Origin of the sequence: Kitasatospora sp. NPDC057940, from assembly GCF_042887425.1 — a bacterium.
GTDB lineage: Bacteria > Actinomycetota > Actinomycetes > Streptomycetales > Streptomycetaceae > Kitasatospora.
Genome location: NZ_JBHVPH010000058.1, coordinates 1 through 20,060 on the forward strand (window position 1 = coordinate 1; position 20,060 = coordinate 20,060).

Genomic DNA, 20,060 nt, shown 5'->3' on the forward strand with positions numbered 1-20,060 from the left:
CCCGCGGCCGGGTACGGCTACCCGAACGCGGGCGGTGCGGCCCCGGCCGTCCCGCCGGCGCCGGTGCCCGGCGTGCCGCCGGGCGCCGCCGTCCCGCCGGGGGTTCCGGCGGTCGGCCCCGGCTACTTCGCCGCGCTGAGCTACCGGGGCCCGGACGGCTCCGAGCAGAAGCTGCTGCACCGCAGCGAGCCCGGCACCCCGCACCCCGAGTGGAAGATCCTCCAGGACCTGCGGCGGCTGAACGTGCCGCCGGAGCAGGTGCTGGAGCTCTACACCGAGCTGGAGTCGTGCGACCTGCCGGGCGGCTACTGCAACCGCATGATCGCCGCGTCCTGGCCGAACGTCCGGCTCACCCACACCGCCGCCTACGGCCGCGACCACGCGTCCCGGCAGGCCGGCATGGCCGAGCTGCTCGACCACCTGGACGAGCTGCACCAGCTGGCCTCCGGGGCCCAGCGGGTCCGCCCGTCCCGGGTGCCGCTGCCCGCGCCGGGGACGGTCCAGCCGCTGCCACCGCTCCCGCCGCAGCAGCTCGCCCAGGAGCTCGGGGCGGCCTTCGGCCAGAACGTGTTCCGCTACGAGCAGCGCGCGGTCTCCCGCCAGGGCGTGCCCGAGCCGGTGTCGCAGGCCCTGGTGTGGGCGGGGCTGCCGCGCGACTTCGGCCCGTTCTTCTGGGCGCAGGCGCAGGAGGGCCGGCCGATCCCGACGCTCGCCGAGCTGGCCGCCGAGCGCGGTCTGCCCGCGGCCCCGGACTTCGGCGGCTACCTGGTGCTCGGCAACGACTACGGCCGCCAGCTCTGCGTCCAGTACGGCACCGCGAACGTGGTCGCCGTGGACGTCGACGGAACCGGCCAGCCGCCCCGGTTCGTCAACACGGGTGTACCGGAGTTCGTCCGCGCGCTGGCCCTGCTGGGCCGGATGTGGCGGCTGCGGTACGGGCTGACCCCGGACCAGGCCGGTCGCTGGACGACCGACTTCCAGGCGCAGCTCGCCGCGATCGACCCGGCGGCCCTGCAGACGGCGGACACGTGGTGGGCCGTGCTGCTGGAGCAGTTCTGGGACGGCCTGCTGTAGCGGGTCGTCGCGGATCCTCGCAGGTGGGGAGGGGTCGTTCCGGTGTTTGGGACGACCCCTCCGGCATGCCGTCCCGGCTGTGCCTCGTTGGGGTTTCGCCCAGATCTGCGCAAAATAGGTCAAGAGGATGGGTCTATTCGCCCGGTCCTCGACGTATTCCGGTCCGCCAGGCGTCCGATTTCGGCCCTGGCCGCCGAACCGGTTCCGGATCCGTCCGTTCCGTCCGATCATGGGCTCCGCAGCCCGCGACATGAGGGGAAGAGCCCATGAGCGACGCCGTCCCCGAGTACGGCTTCACCTCTGCCCGGCGCGGTTACGCGCCCGAGCAGGTCGACCGAGCCCTCACCGCCCTCACCGCGCAGCGCGACGAGGCGTGGGAGCGGCTGAGCGTCCTCGGCGCCGGGCTCCGGCAGATGGAGGCCAGGCTGGCCGACATCCGCCGGGCCGCCGAGGAGGCCCCGGAGCCCGACTACGAGGTGCTCAGCGAGCAGGCCGCCGGACTGGCGGTGATGGCCCAGAACGAGGCGAGCGCCGTCCGGGAGAAGGCCGAGCGCTTCTCCGAGGACCTCCGGGACGAGGTCTACGAGGCCGGCCAGGCCCTCGGCCACGCCGCCAAGGAGTACGCCGACACCACCCGCTCCGAGGCCGACCAGGCCGCCCGGCGCACCGACGAGCGCACCCGCGCCGAGGCCGAGGGCATCCGGGCCGAGGCCGACCGGGAGAGCCGCAGCGCCCGGGACGCCGCCACCTCCTACGCCGCCAAGGTGCGGGTGGCCGCCGCCGAGGCCGGTGAGCAGGCCGAGGCCACGCTGGCCGAACTGCGCCGCAAGGCCGACGAGACCTTCGCCCAGGCCCAGACCAGGGCCGACGCCGAGGACGCCCAGGTCTCCGCGACCGCCGAGCGCCGGGTCAAGGAGGCCGAGCAGCACCGGGAGACCGTGCTCGGCCGGATCAAGCAGCTGGAGACCGACGCCCAGGCCAAGGCCGACCAGCTGATCGAGCAGGCCCGCCGGGAGGCCGAGCGGATCAACGCGGCGAGCGAACGCGAGCAGGGCGAGTTCGACGGCCGTCTGGAGACCGTGCAGAAGCACCTGGACCACATCAAGGCCACCCTGGCCTCGCTCACCGGCGCGGCGGTCGGCGCCATCGAGCCGGAGCGGCTGGCGGCGGCGGTCGCCGGGCCGGCCGTCGACGCGGCGCCGGTGGACGCGGCGCCGGTGGACTCGGAGGCGGACACCGGCGAGATCGAGGTGGCCGACCTGCGGAAGGCCGTCGCACCGGCGGCGCGGGAGAAGCCGGTGGCCGGGCCGCGGATGCCGGTCGTGGGCGGGGCCGCCGGGGCCGCGAGCGGTTCCGGTGCGCCCGCCGGGGCGGTGGCGACCGGTCCGGTCGCGCCGGCCGCGGCGCCGCCGAAGCCGGTCGGACCGCCCCGGTCGGCGGAGGCCGACGGGGACGGCGAAGGGGCCGAGAAGGAGCCGCAGGAGGAGACCCGGATCATCCCGAAGATCGTCATCGTGGACGACGGCGCCGGCTACGCCACCCCGAACACGGTGAGCTACCGGCGCCGCTGACCGCCGCGTCGGCGGCTCGCCCGCGATCGGCCGGGTGAGCTTCGCGTCCTGGGCCCTGACCGCCTCCCACCTGGGGCGGTCAGGGCCTTCGCGTTGCGGTCGGCCAGTCGGCCAGTCGGCGACGGCAGCCGGCCAGGGCGGCGGACCGGAGCCGGCCAGGTCGGTCCTCGAAGACGTACGACGTCGGCCTGTCACGCCGGTGACCGCCGCATCCGTGGCGGCGGTGGTGGGCCGGAACGCGGTCCGGCAGGGCGGCGGCCATGAGTGAGGCCGAGACCCGTGGCGCCCTCCAGGAAAGGGCGCCACGGTTCCCGGCGCTTGGGCGGGCGCCCCCACCCAGGGTCGCCCGGCCTCGCACCTCCGACCCCCATCGGGGGTGCGACAGTGCCGCCACAGCCATCCCCCACGGTTGGGTGCGGCGGGCACATTCACCATGGTGCGCGATCTCCATGGACAGGCAGTGACAGGAGTATGTCCAGTTCGTGGCAGATCGCGGAGCCGAATCTGACCAGGGGCCGGACGGTTCGTCCACCGGCCGGTCCGGTGTTCCGTCCAGTGGTTCGTCCGCGGTCCGGTCGCGGTCCCGTCCCGGGCTCCGCGCGGGGCCGTTCGTCGCCCCGGACGGTGGTTCGTTCCCGCCCGGCCCCGCCGGGCCGTAGACCGCGTGCGCGACCGTGCCGCGGCGTAGGCTGGATACCCCCGGCCGCTCGGCGTGCCGGGCCGTTCGCGTTGCCCCGGCAGGCCTCTGCCGCCCGGAGGCAGCACCAGCCACGGGACGAAGAAGAGACCCTGATGAGTCTGACCGGACTGCTCGATGTCGTCGCGCGGGACTCGGCCCTCGCCGAGGCCATCGAGGCGGCGACCGCCACCGGAGCCGCGGCCGGCGGCCGCCGCCACCTGGACCTGGTCGGACCGCCCGCCGCCCGGCCGTTCGCCATCGCCGCGCTCGCCCGCGCGCTGGCCGGCCAGGCCGCCGGCGAGCGGGGCCGCCCGGTGCTCGCCGTCACCGCGACCGGCCGGGAGGCCGAGGACCTCGCCGCCTCGCTGCGCTCGCTGCTGCCGCCGGACGCGGTCGCCGAGTACCCGGCCTGGGAGACCCTGCCGCACGAGCGGCTGTCGCCCCGCTCGGACACCGTCGGGCGCCGGCTGGCCGTGCTGCGCCGGATCGTGCACCCGCGGGCGGACGACCCGGCGGCCGGCCCGGTGCAGGTGGTCGTCGCGCCGGTCCGCTCGGTGCTCCAGCCGCAGGTCAAGGGGCTGGCCGAGCTGGAGCCGGTGGCCGTCCAGCGCGGCGAGTCGCACGACCTGGAGGAGGTCGCCCGACGGCTCTCCGCCGCCGCCTACGCGCGTGTCGAACTGGTCGAGAAGCGCGGCGAGTTCGCCGTCCGCGGCGGCATCCTGGACGTCTTCCCGCCGACCGAGGAGCACCCGCTGCGGGTGGAGTTCTGGGGCGACGACGTCGAGGAGATCCGCTACTTCAAGGTCGCCGACCAGCGCTCGCTGGAGATCGCCGAGCACGGCCTGTGGGCGCCGCCCTGCCGTGAGCTGCTGCTCACCGACGAGGTGCGGGCGCGGGCCGCCGAGCTGGCCGCCGAGCAGCCCGGGCTGGCCGAGATCCTGGACAAGATCGCCGAGGGCATCGCGGTCGAGGGCATGGAGTCGCTGGCGCCCGTCCTGGTGGACGACATGGAACTGCTGATGGACGTGCTGCCGCTCGGCTCGGTCGCCGTGGTCTGCGACCCCGAGCGGGTCCGCACCCGGGCCGCCGACCTGGTGGCGACCAGCCAGGAGTTCCTGCACGCCTCCTGGGTGGCGGCCGCGGCCGGCGGGGACCGGCCGATCGACCTGGAGACCATCGACGTCTCCGCCGCCTCGCTGCGCTCGCTCGCCGAGGTGCGCGAGCACGCCGCCGAGATCGGCCTTCCCTGGTGGTCGGTCAGCCCGTTCGCGACCAGCGAGTCCACCGTGAACGAGGTCCTGGAGTTCGACGCCAACACGCTCACCCTCGGCATGCACGCCGTCGAGGCCTACCGGGGCGACACCGCCCGGGCGATCGCCGACGCCAAGGAGCGGCTGGCCGCCGACTGGCGCGTCGTGATGGTGACGGAGGGCCACGGGCCCGCCTCCCGGCTCGCCGAGGTGCTCGGCAACGAGGGCATCCCGGCCCGGCTGGTCGCCGACCTCGCCGAGGCGCCCACCCGGGACGTCGTCTACGTCTCCTGCGGCTCGATCGAGCACGGCTTCGTCGACGAGGCCCTGAAGCTGACGGTCATCACCGAGACCGACCTGTCCGGCCAGAAGTCCTCCACCAAGGACATGCGCCGGATGCCGTCCCGGCGCCGCAACGCGATCGACCCGCTGGCCCTGGCCGCCGGCGACTACGTCGTCCACGAGGCGCACGGCGTCGGCCGGTACGTCGAGATGGTGCAGCGCACCGTCCAGGGCGCCACCCGCGAGTACCTGGTGCTGGAGTACGCCCCGGCCAAGCGCGGCCACCCCGGCGACCGGCTGTTCGTGCCGACCGACCAGCTCGACCAGGTCACCAAGTACGTCGGCGGCGAGGCCCCGACGCTGCACCGGCTCGGCGGCGCGGACTGGGCGAAGACCAAGCAGCGGGCCAAGAAGGCGGTCAAGGAGATCGCCGCCGACCTGATCAAGCTGTACTCGGCGCGGATGGCCGCCCCCGGCCACACCTTCGGCCCGGACACCCCCTGGCAGCGCGAGCTGGAGGACGCCTTCCCGTACGCGGAGACGCCGGACCAGCTGACCACCATCGCCGAGGTCAAGTCCGACATGGAGAAGTCCGTCCCGATGGACCGGCTGATCTGCGGCGACGTCGGCTACGGCAAGACCGAGATCGCGGTGCGCGCCGCGTTCAAGGCGGTGCAGGACGGCAAGCAGGTGGCGGTGCTGGTGCCGACCACGCTGCTGGTGCAGCAGCACTTCTCCACCTTCGCCGAGCGGTACGCCAACTTCCCGGTGTCGGTGAAGGCGCTCTCCCGGTTCCAGAGCGACAGCGAGGCCAAGGCCGTGCTGGAGGGCCTGTTCGAGGGCTCGGTGGACGTCGTCATCGGCACCCACCGGCTGTTCTCCTCCGAGACCAGGTTCAAGGACCTCGGCCTGGTCATCGTCGACGAGGAGCAGCGCTTCGGCGTCGAGCACAAGGAGCAGCTGAAGAAGCTGCGCGCCAACGTCGACGTGCTCACCATGTCCGCGACGCCGATCCCGCGCACCCTGGAGATGGCCGTCACCGGCATCCGCGAGATGTCCACCATCACCACCCCGCCGGAGGAGCGGCACCCGGTGCTCACCTTCGTCGGCCCGTACGACGAGAAGCAGATCTCGGCCGCGATCCGGCGTGAACTCCTGCGCGAGGGCCAGGTGTTCTACATCCACAACCGGGTGGAGTCGATCGACAAGGCGGCCGCCCGGCTCAAGGACCTCGTCCCCGAGGCGCGGATCGCCACCGCGCACGGGCAGATGGGGGAGAACCAGCTGGAGAAGGTCGTCGTCGACTTCTGGGAGAAGGAGTTCGACGTCCTGGTGTCGACCACGATCGTGGAGTCCGGCATCGACATCTCCAACGCCAACACCCTGATCGTCGAGCGCGGGGACACCTTCGGCCTCTCCCAGCTGCACCAGCTGCGCGGCCGGGTCGGCCGGGGCCGCGAGCGCGGCTACGCGTACATGCTGTACCCGCCGGAGAAGCCGCTCACCGAGACCGCGCACGAGCGCCTGGCCACCATCGCCCAGCACACCGAGATGGGCGCCGGCATGTACGTCGCGATGAAGGACCTGGAGATCCGCGGCGCCGGCAACCTGCTCGGCGGCGAGCAGTCCGGGCACATCGCCGGCGTCGGCTTCGACCTCTACATGCGGATGGTCGGCGAGGCGGTGGCCGAGTTCCGCGAGTCGCTGGCGAACGGCGGCGAGCCGGAGGAGGAGCCGCTGGAGGTGAAGATCGAGCTGCCGGTCGACGCGCACGTGCCGCACGACTACGCGCCCGGCGAGCGGCTGCGGCTGCAGGCGTACCGCTCGATCGCGGCGGTCAACTCCGAGGCGGACATCCAGCAGGTCCGGGACGAGCTCGTCGACCGCTACGGCAAGCTGCCCGAGCCGGTGGAGAACCTGCTGCTGGTCGCGGCGCTGCGGCTGTACGCCCGGCGGTGCGGCATCGCGGACATCACCCTCCAGGGGGCCAACGTCCGGTTCGGGCCGGTGGAGCTGCGGGAGTCCCAGCAGCTGCGGCTGAACCGGCTCTACCCGCGCAGCCAGGTCAAGGCGGCCGCCCAGCAGCTGCTGGTGCCGCGGCCGAGCACCGGGCGGATCGGCGGCAAGCCGCTGGTCGGGCGGGAGCTGCTGGGCTGGTGCAGCGAGTTCCTGTCGGCGATGTTCGACGACCTGGCGGGGTCGAAGAAGTAGCGCCCCGGCGGTCCGGCGGGAGGGGCGGGTCCGGCCGGGCCCGCCGCCCGTCCCGTCCCTGCTCCGTCCCCGTCCCGTCCCCGTCCCGTCCCCGCCCCGGGTAGGTTCGGGGTGTGACGACGAATGTTCCGGACGCGAAGCTGATCCTGCTGACGACCACCCACCGGGTGGCCCCCGGGTTGCTGGCGTGGCCGGCGTGGGAGGCGCTGCGGTCGGCGGGGCGGGTGCTGGCGGCGGACGAGGGGCACCCGCAGGTGGCCGCGGTGCGGCAGGCCGGGGTGGCGGTCGAGGTCGTGGCGGCGGGGTCGGCACCGGCGCTGGCGCGGCTGCTGACCGGGCAGCCGGGCGGGGCCGGGCCGACGGTGTGGCTGGGCAGCCCGGACGGGGATCCGGGGCTGACGGACGCGCTGGCGCGGCTGGCGGTGGAGCACGCCGGTGAGGTGCCGGAGATCGAGGTGCTGCCGGGGTCGTACGACCTGCCGGGGGCGCGGCTGCTGGACCTGGTGTCGGTGATGGACCGGCTGCGCTCGCCGGGCGGTTGCCCGTGGGACGCCGAGCAGACGCACGAGAGCCTGGTGAAGTACCTGGTCGAGGAGGCGTACGAGCTGGTCGAGGCGATCGAGGAGGGGGACCGGGAGACGCTGCGCGAGGAGTTGGGCGACGTGCTGCTCCAGGTGTTCTTCCACTCCCGGATCGCCGAGGAGGACCCGGCGGAGGCGTTCTCGATCGACGACGTGGCCGGTGACATCGTCGAGAAGCTGATGTACCGGCACCCGCACGTGTTCGGGGACGTCGAGGCGGAGGGCGCCGCCGAGGTGGAGGCCAACTGGGAGCAGCTGAAGGCGGCCGAGAAGGCGGACCGGGAGTCGGTGCTGGACGGCGTGCCGGCCGGGCTGCCGTCGCTGGCGTACGCGGCGAAGCTGGTGTCGCGGGTGCGCCGGGCGGGCTTCGCGGGCGTGCCGGACGAGCCGTACGCGCTGCCGGCGGAGCTGACGGCGCGGTCGGCGGGCCGGCTGCTGCTGGCGGTGGCGCAGCGGGCGCACGACGCCGGGGTGGACGTGGACGCGGCGCTGCGCTCGGCCGCGCGCGGTTACCGGGACGCGGTGCGCGCGGCCGAGGGCCTCGGGCCGGTCGGCGAGTAGCGGGCCCGGGCAGGGCCTCAGGCGGCCGTGGCGGTGTTCTCGATCGGCCGCCGCTGCCGGGGGACGACTTCGCCGATGGCCTCGCCGACGAGGGCGAGGAGCTCGGCGAGGCGTTCGAGGTCGAGGCGGGCGGGCAGTTCGGCGAGCGAGACGATCCGCTCGCCGTCGGGGCCGGCGACGCAGAACAGGTCGATGGGGCCGAGGTGCTTCTCGGCGGTGTCGACGAGGGCGGCGACGTCGCTGGGGCGGCGGATGTCGCCGCCGACGCCGACGACGGGGCAGCCCGGCCGGTCGAGTTCGGTGGCGAGGTCCTCGGCGACGCCCGCACGCTGGTCGGCGATCAGCACTCCGGCGGCGCCGGCGGCGGTGAACCGGCGGGCGAGCTCGGCTCCCGATCCGCCGTCGAGTACCGCGATGACGACGACTGACCCGCTGACCCGCATGGTCTGCTCCTCCCTGTGGGCGACACCGCACCGGCGCCCACGATTTCTGCGGAGGATCGTAGGCAGGTCCTGACCCTCCGCAACAGGGATTACCCCTCAGGTGACCAGGGTCACGCCCGCCACCCGGCCAAGAGCTGTCCAAGAGCTGTCCACGGACCGTCCACGGACTGTCCACGGAGCGTTGGCGGGCCGTCCGCCGGGTGTCGACGATCCGGCCCCGCCGGTCGCGGCCGCCGGAGGCGGTGCGGCCCCGACCCACCGGATACGGTCGACGCATGCCAGTGCAGCCCGATCCCACCGCCCCGCAGCTCTTCACCTGGGAGTTCGCCACCGATCCGTACCCCGCCTACGCCTGGTTGCGCGAGCACGCCCCGGTGCACCGCACGACGCTGCCGAGCGGGGTGGAGGCCTGGCTGGTGACCCGCTACGCGGACGCGCGGCAGGCGCTGGCGGACGGCCGGCTGTCGAAGAACCCGGCGCACCACAGCGAGCAGGCGCACCGCACCGGGCGGGTGGGAATTCCGGGGGAGCGCCAGGCGGACTTGATGACGCATCTGCTGAACATCGACCCGCCGGACCACACCCGGCTGCGCCGGCTGGTGTCGAAGGCGTTCACGCCGCGCCGGGTGGCGGAGTTCGAGCCGCGGGTGCAGCAGCTCACGGACCGGCTGATCGACGGCTTCGCGCAGCGCGGTTCGGCGGACCTGATCCACGAGTTCGCGTTCCCGCTCCCCATCTACGCGATCTGCGACCTGCTGGGCGTGCCGGCCGAGGACCAGGACGACTTCCGGGACTGGGCCGGGATGATGATCCGGCACGGCGGCGGCCAGCGCGGCGGCGTGGGGCGGGCGGTGAAGCGGATGCGGGCGTACCTGCTGGAGCTGATCCACCGCAAGCGGGCGGATCCGGGCGAGGACCTGATCTCGGGCCTGATCCGGGCGAGCGACCACGGCGAGCACCTGAACGAGAACGAGGCCGCCGCGATGGCGTTCATCCTCCTGTTCGCGGGGTTCGAGACGACCGTCAACCTGATCGGCAACGGCACGTACGCGCTGCTGCGCAACCCGGAGCAGCGCAGGCTGCTGCAGGAGTCGGTGGTGCGCGGCGAGACGGCGCTGCTGGACACCGGGATCGAGGAACTCCTGCGCTACGACGGGCCGGTGGAGATGGCGACGTGGCGCTTCGCGACGCGGCCGCTGTCGATCGGCGGGGTGGACATCCCGGTGGGCGATCCGGTGCTGGTGGTGCTGGCCGCGGCGGACCGCGATCCGGCCAGGTTCGCGGACGAGAACACCCTGGACCTGGCCCGTACGGACAATCCGCACCTGGGTTTCGGCCACGGGATCCACTACTGCATCGGCGCCCCGCTGGCCCGCCTGGAGGGGCGGAGCGCGCTGGCCACGCTGCTTTCCCGGCTGCCGGACCTGCGGCTCGCGGAAAACCCGGAGAACCTGCGCTGGCGGGGCGGCCTGATCATGCGTGGCCTGCGGGAACTCCCGGTCGAATTCACTCCGGAGACCCGCTCTCCGCACGCGCCGCCGGTCACGCCGACCGACGCCCCGACACGCTGACGACACGTCTCCGGCGGCTCTCGACGCCGGGTCTGAACCAGCATCAATCCGGACATACCGCCGCCGGTGGTAGGCGATTGACCACACGCCGTAATTTGTGTGTGATATCGGCGATATGAGCTTGTTATTGGTCTGATGATCTGTCTACTCTCCCTGGAGTTCGCAGCTGCGGACCTCGTGCGCGGAACGCCGAATCCTGCCCGCCGCGCCACGGGAAACCGACCAGACCCTGGGCAGGGGCGGGGGAACCAGGTTTGTTGCCGTTCCCCAACGGCTTGGGGTGAAGCCGCCCGAGCGGAATCGTTTCCGCTTTCGGCGGCCGGGCCACCTCCCGGTCCGAACCCGACAGCTCACCTCGCAGGCGTGCGGAGAGGGACCTCTTCATGCTGTTCGTTGGAACTGGCCGCCACCGCCGTCGCACCCAGGCCGAGAAGGCCATCGCCGTCGCCGGTGTGGCCGGCGTCGGACTCGCGATGCCGCTCCTCACCGCCACCGGCGCCTCCGCCGCCCCGGCCTCCACCTGGGACGCCGTCGCCCAGTGCGAGAGCGGCGGCAACTGGAGCATCAACACCGGCAACGGCTTCTCCGGCGGCCTGCAGTTCACGCCCAGCACCTGGAAGGCGTACGGCGGCACCTCCTACGCCCCGCAGGCCAACCAGGCCAGCAAGGCGCAGCAGATCTCGGTCGCCGAGAAGGTGCTGGCCTCGCAGGGCCCGGGCGCCTGGCCCGTCTGCTCCCAGAAGGCCGGCCTGACCAAGGGCGGCGCCCCGGCCTCCGTGGACACCTCCACGGACGCCAAGCCCGCCAAGCAGCCCGCCGCCAAGCAGACCCAGCAGGCGCAGGCCCCGAAGCCCGCCCAGCAGCCGGCCAAGCAGGCCGCCCCGAAGCCGGTCGCCCAGCAGCCCGTCCAGCAGGCCCCGCAGCAGACGCAGCCGCAGACCCAGGGCTTCTCCGGCAAGGCCGGCTGGGACGCCGACGCGAAGGTGTACTGGTACCAGAACAACGGCGCCTGGTACTGGACCAGCCACCAGAGCGTCTACCAGCAGTACGCGGGCCAGCCCGCCGCCCAGCCGCAGTCCGCGCCCCGCGCCGCGCAGCCCGCGCAGTCCGCCCCGGCCGCGCAGCCCGCCGCCGCGCAGGGCGGTCACGACTACACCGTCCGGGCCGGCGACACGCTGTCGACGATCGCCGCCGCCCAGGGCGTGTCCGGCGGCTGGCAGTCGGTGTACGACGGCAACCGCGGCACCGTCGGCGGCAACCCCAACCTGATCATGCCCGGCCAGGTGCTGCACCTCGGCTGAGCGGCCCGGGCCAGGAGCGGCCCGCGCCACGCGGGCGAAGGGGGACGGGACCCGTCCCCCTTCGCCCGCATTCCCCCGTATTCGCCCGCTTCGCTCGGGCAAGCAGGTGAACTACTGGTGGGTAGCCGGGCCACACGCTGAGACGGGACCGAGGCCAGCGCGGCCCCGGGGGCCGGGGCGGTTAGGCTCTGGTCGTAACGACTCCGCAATCGTCCCGCCGGCAGCACCCAACGTCAGCCGGACCCTGCTTCCGCAAGGAGATGCCTCGTGCCGTCCATCGATGTCGTCGTAGCCCGTGAGATTCTCGACTCGCGTGGCAACCCCACGGTCGAGGTCGAGGTCGGCCTCGACGACGGCAGCACCGGCCGTGCCGCTGTCCCGTCGGGTGCCTCCACCGGTGCCTTCGAGGCGCTGGAGCTGCGCGACGGTGACAAGAACCGCTACTTCGGCAAGGGCGTGGAGAAGGCCGTCCTGGCCGTCATCGAGCAGATCGGCCCGGAGCTGGTCGGCTACGACGCCACCGAGCAGCGCCTGATCGACCAGGCCATGCTCGACCTGGACGCCACCCCGGACAAGTCCTCGCTCGGCGCCAACGCGATCCTGGGCGTCTCGCTGGCCGTGGCGCACGCCGCCTCCGAGGCCAGCGACCTGCCGCTGTTCCGCTACCTGGGCGGCCCGAACGCGCACGTGCTGCCCGTTCCGATGATGAACATCCTCAACGGCGGTTCGCACGCGGACTCCAACGTCGACATCCAGGAGTTCATGATCGCCCCGATCGGCGCGGAGTCCTTCTCCGAGGCCGTCCGCTGGGGCGTCGAGGTCTACCACACCCTCAAGGGCGTGCTGAAGGAGCGCGGCCTGTCCACCGGCCTCGGCGACGAGGGCGGCTTCGCGCCGAACCTGGACAGCAACCGCGAGGCCCTGGACCTCATCACCGAGGCCATCCAGAAGGCCGGCTACGTGCCCGGCCGCGACATCGCGCTCGCCCTGGACGTCGCCGCGTCCGAGTTCTACGAGGACGGCGCCTACCAGTTCGAGGGCAAGGCCATCTCCGCCACCGAGCTCATCGAGTACTACGCCGAGCTGGTCGACGCCTACCCGCTGGTCTCCATCGAGGACCCGCTGGACGAGTCGGACTGGGACGGCTGGAAGGCCATGACCGTCAAGCTGGGCGACAAGGTCCAGCTGGTCGGCGACGACCTGTTCGTCACCAACCCGGCCCGCCTGGCCAGGGGCATCGAGACCGGCACCGCCAACGCGCTGCTGGTGAAGGTGAACCAGATCGGCTCGCTGACCGAGACCCTGGACGCCGTCGAGCTGGCCCAGCGCAACGGCTACCGCTGCATGATGTCGCACCGCTCCGGCGAGACCGAGGACGTCACCATCGCCGACCTGGCCGTCGCCACCAACTGCGGCCAGATCAAGACCGGTGCCCCGGCCCGCTCCGAGCGCGTCGCCAAGTACAACCAGCTGCTGCGCATCGAGGAGATCCTCGACGACGCCGCCGAGTACGCCGGCCGCGGCGCCTTCCCGCGCTTCCGCTCCGCGGAGTAGCAAGCACAGCCGCTCCGCGGAGCAGCAGGCTCAGCCGCTCCTCGGAGCAGCGGGCACGGTCGCTCCGCCGACCGGTGAGCACGCCTGACCGGTGCCCCGCCGTTCACCCCGTAGGGTGGACGGCGGGGCACCGTCGCGACCAGGAGGGGAACGGGAGATGGCAGGCTGGAGGATCCCGGGCTTGGCGGCCCGGCCTCGCTTCACGAGCCGGGCGACCGTCCTCGTCCTGGTGCTCTGCTCGCTGGTGGCGATCCTCGCCTACCCGACGCGGCAGTTCATCTCCCAGCGCGCCGAGATCTCCGCCCAGCAGGCGAAGGCCGACCGCTCCCGCCAGCAGGTCGAGCAGCTGCGCCGGGAGAAGGCCCGCTGGCAGGACCCCGAGTACGTCAAGGCGCAGGCCCGCGCCCGGCTGCACTACGCGATGCCGGGGGAGACCCCGTACATCGCGGTGGATCCGGCCGGTCCGGCCGCCGCCCGGCCCTCGGCGTCCGCCACCGGTTCCGCTTCCGCCGCCGGCCCGGCCGCCTCCGACGGCGCGCCAGGCGGCTCGGCGCGGGCCGCCAAGCCCTGGTACGCCAGCATCTGGGACTCGGTCGACGCCGCCGACACCACCGACGCCGCCGCCCCGGCCCCCGCCTCCCCCCGTCCGCTCCCACCGTCCCCCGCTGGAGACACCTCCCCCCATGACCACTGAGAACCACCCCGCCGTCTCCGACGCCGACGTCGCCGCCATCGCCGCCCAGCTCGGCCGGGTGCCGCGCGGCCTGCGCGGCGTGGCGCACCGCTGCCCCTGCGGCAACCCGGACGTCGTGGAGACGGCCCCCCGACTGCCGGACGGCACGCCCTTCCCGACGCTGTACTACCTGACCTGCCCCAAGGCCGCCTCGCTGATCGGCACCCTGGAGGCGGACGGCGTGATGAAGGAGCAGACGGCCCGGCTCGCCGAGGACCCGGAGCTGGCCGCCGCCTACCAGAAGGCGCACGAGGACTACATCGCCCGGCGCGATGCCATCGAGGTGCTGGAGGGCTTCCCGAGCGCCGGCGGCATGCCGGACCGGGTGAAGTGCCTGCACGTGCTGGTCGGCCACTCGCTGGCGGCCGGCGAGGGCGTCAACCCGCTCGGCGACGAGGCGATCGGCCTGCTGGAGGACTGGTGGGCCAAGGGCCCCTGCGTCTCCCCGGCCGAGGTCGAGGCCGCCGGTGAGCGGGTCGCCCGCAACCGGGCCAAGGACCAGGACCACCAGGCCGTGATCGAGGCCAAGCAGCAGAAGGCCGCCGAGCGCGCCGCGAAGAAGCGGGCCGCCGAGGAGTCCGACACCGGGGAGTCCGCGTGAGCATGACCCGGGTGGCCGCGATCGACTGCGGCACCAACTCGATCCGGCTGCTGGTCGCCGACCTGGACCCGGCCACCGGGGAGATCACCGACCTCGACCGCCGCATGATCATCAACCGGCTGGGCCAGGGCGTGGACCAGACCGGCCGGCTGCACCCGGACGCGCTGGCCCGCACCTTCGCGGCCTGCCGCGAGTACCGGGAGGTCATCGCCGGGTTCGGGGTCGGCCCGGAGCGCACCCGCTTCGTCGCCACCAGCGCCTCGCGGGACGCCGAGAACAGCGACGAGTACGTCGAGGGCGTGCGCGCGATCCTGGGCGTCGAGCCCGAGGTGGTGAGCGGCGAGGAGGAGGCGCACCTGTCCTTCGTGGGCGCCACCAAGGAGCTGACCGGCGGTCAGTTCCCGGCGCCGTACCTGGTGTTCGACCTCGGCGGCGGCTCGACCGAGTTCGTGCTGGGCGGTGCGGACGTGCAGGCGGCGCGCTCGGTGGACATCGGCTGCGTCCGGCTCACCGAGCGGCACTTCGGCGGCGCCGAGCTGCCCTCGCCGGAGCAGATCGAGACGGCCCGGGCGCACGTGCGGGCCGAGCTGGACAAGGCCGAGGAGGTCGTCCCGCTGCGCGGCGCGGCCACCCTGGTGGGCCTGGCCGGGACGGTCACCACGGTGTCCGCGATCGCCCAGGACCTGCCGGCCTACGACTCGGCGGCGATCCACCACTCGCGGATCGGCCGGGAGCGGGTCGCCGGGATCGCCCGCGAGCTGCTGGGCGCCACCCACGCCGAGCGCGCGGCCATCCCGTCGATGCACCCGGGCCGGGTGGACGTGATCGCGGCCGGCGCGCTGGAGCTGCTGGAGATCATGGAGCGGACGGGCGCGGCCGAGGTGGTCGTGAGCGAGCACGACATCCTGGACGGCATCGCCTGGAGTATGGCCTCCTGACCTCCTGCGAGCCTTACCCGACCGGCCCCGGCACCCCTTTCGGGGGTCCGGGGCCGGGGCGCGCCCGGACCGGTGCGGGAAAGTTCGTGAATTTCTTCACATGGCGATCCAGTCATTCGTCGCACCTGCTCGCCCGCTACGTCCGAAATGTGGGACCGAAGGTCTGCTCGCCGTGACGACCCCTGGATCGCAGGTCAAGCCTCGGTTGAGGTTTGAAAATCGAAATCACGAGCGGGAACCCGGGCACCGTACGGATCGTTGCTGCTCAGCAGGGTGGTGTTCCGGCGTGTGCTCGGGAGGGGGCGCGCAAGGCCGTGAGCCGACGCGCTGAGCCCGGATTTGCGGCCGCGCAGTGTAGCACGGGGTGTCCAGAAGCTTGTGACCGGGCTCACGAAGGCTGCTCCGGACGGTGCTGGATACTTTCGGATATGAGCACCACGGAGCGTCCTCGCATCCTCATTGTCGGCGGTGGTTACGTCGGCCTGTATGCCGCGATGCGCATCCTCAAGAAGATGCGTTACGGCGAAGCGACCGTCACGGTCGTGGACCCGCGGTCGTACATGACGTACCTGCCCTTCCTCCCCGAGGCGGCCGGCGGCAACGTCGCGCCCCGCAACCTCGTCGCGCCGCTGCGCAGCGCCCTCAAGAAGGCGGAGGTGCTCACCGGTGCGGTCACCGGTGTGGACCACGCCCGCAAGGTCGCCACCATCCAGCCCGCGGCCGGCGACAGCTACGAGCTGCCCTTCGAGTACCTGGTCGTCGCGACCGGCTCGGTCTCCCGCACCTTCCCGATCCCGGGTCTGGCGGAGCACGGCATCGGCATGAAGACGGTGGAGGAGGCCATCAGCCTCCGCAACCACGTCATGGCCCAGCTCGACAAGGCCGAGTCCACCGCCGACGAGGAGGTCCGCCGCAAGGCCCTGACCTTCGTCGTCATCGGCGGCGGCTTCGCCGGTGTCGAGACGATCGCCGAGGTCGAGGACATGGCGCGCGACGCCGCCAAGATCTACAAGACCGTCAGCCGTGACGACATGCGCTTCGTCCTGGTGGAGGCGGCCAACCGCATCCTCCCGGAGATGGGCCCGGACCTCGGTCTGTGGACCAAGGAGAAGCTCGAGGAGCGGAAGATCGAGGTCTACATCGAGACCTCGATGGACTCCTGCGTCGACCAGCACGTGGTGCTGAAGAACGGCCTGGAGATGGACGCCTCCACCATCGTGTGGACGGCCGGCGTGAAGCCGAACCCGGTGCTGGCCAACTTCGGCCTGCCGCTGGGCCCGCGCGGCCACGTCGACACCGCGCCGACCCTCCAGGTCCAGGGCTTCGACTACGTCTGGTCCGCCGGCGACAACGCCCAGGTCCCGGACCTCGCCTCCGGCGAGGGCGCCTGGTGCCCGCCGAACGCGCAGCACGCCGTGCGCCAGGCCGCCGTCCTCGGTGACAACGTCATCTCGGGCATGCGGGGCTTCCCGCAGAAGAACTACGAGCACAAGAACCTCGGTGCGGTCGCCGGCCTGGGCCTGCACAAGGGCGTCGCGATCCTCTTCGGCAAGGTCAAGCTGAAGGGCCGTCTGGCCTGGTGGTTCCACCGCGCGTACCACGGCGCCATGGTCCCGACCATGAACCGCAAGGTCCGGGTCTTCACCGACTGGACGCTGGCCATGTTCCTGAAGCGCGAGATGGTCGGCCTCTCCCAGATGGAGCAGCCGCGCCTGCCGATCCAGGAGGTCACGGCGCCCACGAAGCCCGTGGAGGCCGCCAAGCCGGCCGCCGAGAAGGAACTCGCCAGCAAGTAAGCGACTGAGACCCCGGTGTGGGAGCACCGGGGTATGAGTCGGAGGCCCTCCGCCCGGCAGTGTCGCCGGACCACGACCTCCGTGGTGCTCAGCCGGCCGTGCGACCGGGCGGAGTACAGAAGTAGAAGGGCCCCTGCCGAAACCCTCCGGCAGGGGCCCTTTCTCGTCGTCCGCCCGCTGGGCGGGCCCGTGAGGGGCGGTCAGTCGGTCTTGATGCTCGCCAGGATGTCCAGCTTGGACGCCCGGCGGGCGGGCCAGATCGCGGCCACCAGGCCGACCACCCCGGCCAGGGCCAGGAACAGCGCCAGCTGGCCGAACGGCAGGACGGTGGTCAGGCCGCTCAGGCTGGACTTCAGGGTGCCGTTGATCGCCCAGGCGATGAAGCAGCCGAGCAGCAGGCCGATGCCGGCGCCGAACAGCGAGATCACCACGGACTCCAGGCGGACCATCCGCTTGATGCCCCGGCGGTCCAGGCCGATCGCCCGCAGCATCCCGATCTCGCGCTTGCGCTCGAAGACCGACATCGCCAGCGTGTTGATCACGCCCAGGATCGCGACCAGCACGGACATCGCCAGCAGGCCGTACATCAGGTTCAGCGCGAAGGTGATGGTCTGGCTGAAGTCGTCGCGGACCTCCTGCTTGGACTTGACGTCGATCACCGGGTTGGCGCCGGTGGCGTCCTTGAGGGACTGCTTGAGCGCGGCGGTGGCGCCGTCCTTGCCCTTGACCAGGACGTCGGTGATGAAGGGCTTCGGCTCGTGCTTGGCGACCTCGCTGTTGGCCAGCAGGGCCGAGCCGAGCATGCCGCCCTTCTCGTACACGCCGCCGACGGTGAGCTGACCGGTGGACTGGTCGGGGTAGGAGACCGCCACCGTCGAGCCGGCGGTGACGTGGAGCTTCGTGGCGAGGTCCTGGTCCACCAGGACCTTGCCCTGGCCGAGCGCGGCGGTGGCGCCGCTGGTCAGCTTGACCTCGGCGAGCTGGTCGAAGGTGCCGGCGTCCATGCCGGTGATCGTCACGCCGGTGCCGTCGAACTTCCAGCTGGTGGTCGTCACCGCGGAGGAGGCGGCCACCCCGGGGGCCTTGGCGATCTGCCCGGGCACCTGCTCGGACAGGCTCATGTGGTTGGCGCCCGAGACCATGTAGTCGGACTTCATCGAGCTGGTGACGGCCTTGTCGATCGCGCCGCCGACCGAGGCGCCGATCACGGTGAGCCCGCTGACCAGGGTCAGGCCGATGGTGAGCGCGGCGGCGGTGGACGCGGTGCGGCGCGGGTTGCGGACCGCGTTCTGCTGGGCGAGCTTGCCCGGGGTGCCGCCGAGCCCGCGCAGCAGCGGGCCGATCAGCGCGACCACCGGGCGGGAGAGCAGCGGCAGCAGGACGAACACGCCGATCAGGGCGAGCAGGGCGCCGAGGCCGACCGGCAGGCGGCCGCTGTCGTTGCCAGTGGAGGCGCCGAAGCCGATCAGCGCGAGGCCGCCGGCGGTGAGCGCCGAGCCGATCGAGTTGCGGACCAGCAGGCTCTTCTGGCTGGTCGGCTGGTCGCCGCTGCTCATCGCCGCGACCGGGGCGATCCGGGCGGCGCGCACGGCGGGCAGCAGGGCGGACAGCACCGTCACGAGGACGCCGACGGTCAGGGTCACCGCGATGGTGAGCGGCTTGATGACCAGCGTGCCGTGCGGCATGTTCTCGTTCAGCCGGCCCATCAGGGACTGCATGCCGGCGCCGATCCCGATGCCGGCGAGCAGTCCGGCCACCGCCGCGATGGTGCCGATCGCCAGGGCCTCGACCAGCACCGAGCGGGTGACCTGCTTGCGGCTGGCGCCGATCGCCCGCAGCAGCGCGAGTTCCTTGGTGCGCTGGGCGACCAGCATGGTGAAGGTGTTGGCGATGATGAAGATGCCGACGAAGAGCGAGATCCCGGCGAAGACCAGCAGCATGGTGCGCATGCCGTCGGTGGCCTTGGTGATCATCTCCTGCTCGTCGGCCTTGAGCTTGGCGCCCGTCTCGACGTCGAAGTGCTGGTCGGACGGCACCTTGGGCTGGACCTGGGCGAGCAGCGCGTCCTCGCTGGTGCCGGGCTTGGCGGTGAGCACGATGCTGCTGAAGTGGCCGGGCTCCAGCAGCAGCTGCTGGGCGGTGGCGCGGTCGAACAGGGTGAGGGTGCCGCCGCTGTTCACCACCGGGTCGTCGGTGGTGAAGACGCCGGTGAGCTTCGCCTCGATCACCGGGCCGTTGATGGCGATCCGGACGGTGTCACCGATCTTGTAGCCGGCCTTGTCGGCGGTCTTGCGGTCGAGGGCTATCTCCTTGCCGTTCTTCGGGCCCTGGCCCTCGGCCATCGGGTAGCGCGGATCCTTGCCGTCCGCGGCCGGGGCGAAGTTGGCGCCCTTGGCGGCCCAGAACTGGCCGATCAGGTTGCCGCTCCGGTCGGCGACCCCGGTGAAGCCGCTGACCACGCCGCGGGCGTTGGCGGTGCCCGGCAGGGCGGCCAGCTGCTGGACGGTGGCGTCGGTGAGCGAGGCGTTGCCGCTCTCGCTCTTCACCTTGGTGCCGGCGCGGGAGCCGGCCGAGTAGTCCACGACCTGGACCGAGACGTCCGAGTAGCTCTTGGAGTTGTTGTCCCGCATGGCCTTGCCGAAGGTGTCGGAGAAGACCATGGTGCCGGCGACGAAGGCGGTGCCGAGCATGACGGCCAGTGCCGTCATGAGGAGTCGGCCCTTGTGGGCCAGCACATTGCGCAGTGCGGTGCGGTACATGGGGTGTCCTGGGTTTCGCGTAGGGGCGGCGGCTGGGCTGGCGGGCCCTGGCTGGTGGTGGCTCTAGCTGGTGCGGCCCTTGGCGTCGAAGCGGCGCATGCGGTCCAGGACGGTGTCGGCGGTGGGGTGGTGGAGTTCGTCGACGATGCGGCCGT

At 72.7% G+C, this 20,060-nt stretch carries 12 protein-coding genes, 2 pseudogenes and 1 riboswitch; of the genes and pseudogenes, 11 read left to right on the forward strand and 3 right to left on the reverse strand.

The window, feature by feature from the left end:
• From ACFVTF_RS38225 to ACFVTF_RS38240, 4 genes are all read left to right on the forward strand, one after another.
• The coding region (locus tag ACFVTF_RS38225) for an SUKH-4 family immunity protein (protein WP_387818844.1) at window positions 1–1,074 on the forward strand (1,074 nt) is incomplete at its 5' end.
• Between the two features lie 266 nt (window positions 1,075–1,340).
• Entirely contained in the window at window positions 1,341–2,645 is a 1,305-nt protein-coding gene (locus tag ACFVTF_RS38230; protein ID WP_387818845.1) for a hypothetical protein, read from the forward strand.
• A gap of 792 nt (window positions 2,646–3,437) precedes the next feature.
• Window positions 3,438–7,067 carry a transcription-repair coupling factor gene (mfd, locus tag ACFVTF_RS38235; protein ID WP_387818846.1) on the forward strand — a complete coding sequence of 1,210 codons (3,630 nt, stop codon included), beginning with the start codon at window positions 3,438–3,440 and terminating at the stop codon, window positions 7,065–7,067.
• Window positions 7,068–7,180: 113 nt separating this feature from the next.
• On the forward strand, window positions 7,181–8,209 hold the full coding sequence (locus ACFVTF_RS38240) for a MazG family protein (RefSeq protein ID WP_387818847.1): 1,029 nt from the start codon (window positions 7,181–7,183) through the stop codon (window positions 8,207–8,209).
• Between the two features lie 17 nt (window positions 8,210–8,226).
• Here the strand turns inward: ACFVTF_RS38240 and ACFVTF_RS38245 are convergent, their stop codons facing one another.
• Window positions 8,227–8,652 (reverse strand): SDR family NAD(P)-dependent oxidoreductase, encoded by a 426-nt coding sequence (locus ACFVTF_RS38245; RefSeq protein WP_387818848.1) that lies wholly within the window; start codon window positions 8,650–8,652, stop codon window positions 8,227–8,229.
• 275 nt (window positions 8,653–8,927) lie between these two features.
• Between ACFVTF_RS38245 and ACFVTF_RS38250 the strand changes: the two genes are divergently transcribed.
• From ACFVTF_RS38250 to ACFVTF_RS38280, 7 genes and pseudogenes are all read left to right on the forward strand, one after another.
• A complete protein-coding gene (locus ACFVTF_RS38250) occupies window positions 8,928–10,223 on the forward strand; it encodes a cytochrome P450 (RefSeq protein ID WP_387818849.1) in 1,296 nt (431 codons plus the stop codon).
• Between the two features lie 210 nt (window positions 10,224–10,433).
• Window positions 10,434–10,601: riboswitch (cyclic di-AMP (ydaO/yuaA leader) on the forward strand.
• A 5-nt stretch (window positions 10,602–10,606) separates the two neighbouring features.
• Window positions 10,607–11,524, forward strand: a complete 918-nt coding sequence (locus ACFVTF_RS38255; protein WP_387818850.1) for a transglycosylase family protein — start codon at window positions 10,607–10,609, stop codon at window positions 11,522–11,524.
• A gap of 267 nt (window positions 11,525–11,791) precedes the next feature.
• Window positions 11,792–13,078 (forward strand): phosphopyruvate hydratase, encoded by a 1,287-nt coding sequence (eno, locus tag ACFVTF_RS38260; protein ID WP_387818851.1) that lies wholly within the window; start codon window positions 11,792–11,794, stop codon window positions 13,076–13,078.
• Window positions 13,079–13,259: 181 nt separating this feature from the next.
• A complete protein-coding gene (locus tag ACFVTF_RS38265; protein WP_371517348.1) occupies window positions 13,260–13,772 on the forward strand; it encodes a septum formation initiator family protein in 513 nt (170 codons plus the stop codon).
• A pseudogene (locus tag ACFVTF_RS38270) lies at window positions 13,744–14,283 on the forward strand (DUF501 domain-containing protein); the annotation flags it as partial. The gene ACFVTF_RS38265 and the pseudogene ACFVTF_RS38270, both read left to right, overlap by 29 nt.
• 131 nt (window positions 14,284–14,414) lie before the next feature.
• Window positions 14,415–15,350, forward strand: a complete 936-nt coding sequence (locus ACFVTF_RS38275; protein ID WP_063348031.1) for a Ppx/GppA phosphatase family protein — start codon at window positions 14,415–14,417, stop codon at window positions 15,348–15,350.
• A gap of 428 nt (window positions 15,351–15,778) precedes the next feature.
• On the forward strand, window positions 15,779–17,146 hold the full coding sequence (locus ACFVTF_RS38280) for an NAD(P)/FAD-dependent oxidoreductase (RefSeq protein WP_063348030.1): 1,368 nt from the start codon (window positions 15,779–15,781) through the stop codon (window positions 17,144–17,146).
• A 200-nt stretch (window positions 17,147–17,346) separates the two neighbouring features.
• Here ACFVTF_RS38280 and ACFVTF_RS38285 read toward each other — a convergent pair whose 3' ends face one another.
• Together ACFVTF_RS38285 and ACFVTF_RS38290 are read right to left on the reverse strand one after the other, a co-directional pair.
• A complete protein-coding gene (locus ACFVTF_RS38285; protein WP_387818852.1) occupies window positions 17,347–19,905 on the reverse strand; it encodes an ABC transporter permease in 2,559 nt (852 codons plus the stop codon).
• Between the two features lie 63 nt (window positions 19,906–19,968).
• Window positions 19,969–20,060: pseudogene (locus ACFVTF_RS38290) on the reverse strand (ABC transporter ATP-binding protein); the annotation flags it as partial.